Source organism: Sandarakinorhabdus rubra (assembly GCF_010994245.1).
GTDB classification, from domain to species: domain Bacteria; phylum Pseudomonadota; class Alphaproteobacteria; order Sphingomonadales; family Sphingomonadaceae; genus Sandarakinorhabdus; species Sandarakinorhabdus rubra.
This window is the reverse complement of record NZ_WMHO01000312.1, coordinates 1-2189: the sequence shown is the minus strand read 5'-3', so window position 1 is coordinate 2189 and position 2189 is coordinate 1. Positions and strand designations below refer to the sequence as shown.

Genomic DNA, 2189 nt, shown 5'->3' with positions numbered 1-2189 from the left:
CCCGGAACGCTGGCGGGCGTGATGGCGCGGCCCGGGCCGCGGTGGCGGCTCGAGCCGGCACCGGCGCCGCGCCAGCAGCGGCAAAACGGCCACAAGCCGGGCTGAATCGCCCGTCATGCGAGGCAAAGGGGCGCATGTGGCGGCGGTTGCGATTGCAACGGCGCCGATCCGGCCTATCTTGCAGTGGTGGGATTGTCGGCCTGCCGACGAACCCTTCGCGTATCTGCGTTGGAATTGAACGGGAAGTGTCGATGTCAGAAGGTCCCAACAAGCGTCCCCCCAACCCGTGGATGAAGAATCTCGGCCTGTGGGTGGTGATCCTGCTCGGCCTCGCCGTGGTGGTCAACCTTATGCAGGGCGGCACCAGCAGCCGCAGCGGGGATACGCTGGCCTATTCCGACTTCCTGGCCCGGGTCGAGGACGGCGCCGTGCGCTCGGTCGAGATCCGCGGTGACGAGATCGTGGGCCGCACGAGCGGCGACGAGGCGTTCCGCACCTTCAACCCCGGTGACAGCCAGCTGATCGAGCGACTGCGCGCCAAGGGCGTGCGCTTCGATGCCAAGCCGGAGGAAAGCCGCAGCCTGGTGGCGCAGCTGTTCTTCAACATGCTGCCGTTCGTGCTGATGATCGGCATCTGGATCTTCGTGATGCGCCAGATGCAGAACGGCGCCGGCCGCGGCGCCATGGGCTTTGGCAAATCGCGCGCGAAGCTGCTGGTGCAGAAGGAAGGCCGCGTGACCTTCGACGATGTCGCCGGCATCGACGAGGCGCGCGAGGAGCTGCAGGAGATCGTCGACTTCCTGAAGGACCCGGGCCGCTTCAGCCGGCTGGGCGGCAAGATCCCCAAGGGCGCGCTGTTGGTCGGCCCGCCCGGCACCGGCAAGACGCTGCTGGCCCGCGCCATCGCGGGTGAGGCCAATGTGCCGTTCTTTTCCATCTCCGGCTCGGATTTCGTCGAGATGTTCGTCGGCGTCGGCGCATCCCGCGTTCGCGACATGTTCGAACAGGGCAAGAAATCGGCCCCGTGCATCATCTTCATCGACGAGATCGACGCGGTCGGCCGCTCGCGCGGTGCCGGCCTCGGCGGTGGCAACGATGAACGCGAGCAGACGCTGAACCAGCTGCTGGTCGAGATGGACGGATTTGACGCCAACGAGGGCATCATCATCATCGCCGCCACCAACCGGCCCGACGTGCTCGATCCGGCGCTGCTGCGCCCCGGCCGCTTCGACCGCCAGGTGGTGGTGGGCCGCCCGGACATCGACGGCCGCGAGAAGATCCTGGCCGTCCACATGAAGAAGGTGCCGCTGGCGCCCGACGTGAACGCCCGCACCATCGCCCGCGGCACCCCGGGCTTTGCCGGTGCCGATCTCGCCAACCTCGTCAACGAGGCGGCGCTGCTCGCCGCCCGGCGCGGCAAGCGACTGGTCTCCATGCGCGAGTTCGAGGACGCCAAGGACAAGGTGCTGATGGGCACCGAGCGCAAGACCATGGCGATGACCGAGGACGAGAAGAAGATGACTGCCTATCACGAGGCCGGTCACGCGCTCGTCTCGCTGCACGAGCCGGCGTCTGATCCGATCCACAAGGCCACCATCATCCCGCGCGGCCGTGCGCTGGGCATGGTGATGCGCCTGCCGGAGCGCGACCAGTACAGCTATCACCGTGACAAGATGTACGCGAACCTGGCGGTGGCCATGGGAGGCCGCGTGGCGGAAGAGGTGATCTTCGGCCATGACAAGGTCAGCTCCGGCGCCTCGTCTGACATCAGCTATGCCACTGACCTCGCCCGTTCGATGGCCACCCAGTGGGGCATGTCCGACAAGCTCGGCCCACTGAAATATGTCGAGAACCAGGAGGAGGTGTTCCTGGGCCACAGCGTGACGCGCGCCCAGAACATGTCGGAAGAAACCGCCCGGCTGATCGACTCCGAAGTCCGCACCATCGTCACCACCGGCTATGATCGCGCCAAGCAGGTGCTGACCGACCATATCGACCAGCTGCACGCCATTGCCGGCGCCCTGCTGGAATATGAGACGCTGACCGGCGACGAGATCAAGACGGTGATGGACGGCGGCACCATCGATCGCGGCAGTGCCACCACCACGCCGGTGTCGCGCCCGGCCGCCGGCGCATCGGCCATTCCCAAGGCCGGCCGCCGTGGCTCCGGCCTTGGCGAGGCCCCGGCC

General features: G+C 67.3%; 1 protein-coding gene. It reads left to right on the top strand.

Annotated elements, in window-relative coordinates:
• Positions 1 to 251: 251 nt before the first annotated feature.
• Positions 252 to 2189, top strand: a 1938-nt coding sequence (gene ftsH, locus GJV64_RS13850) for an ATP-dependent zinc metalloprotease FtsH (RefSeq protein WP_164157993.1), incomplete at its 3' end; no start/stop codon positions are given.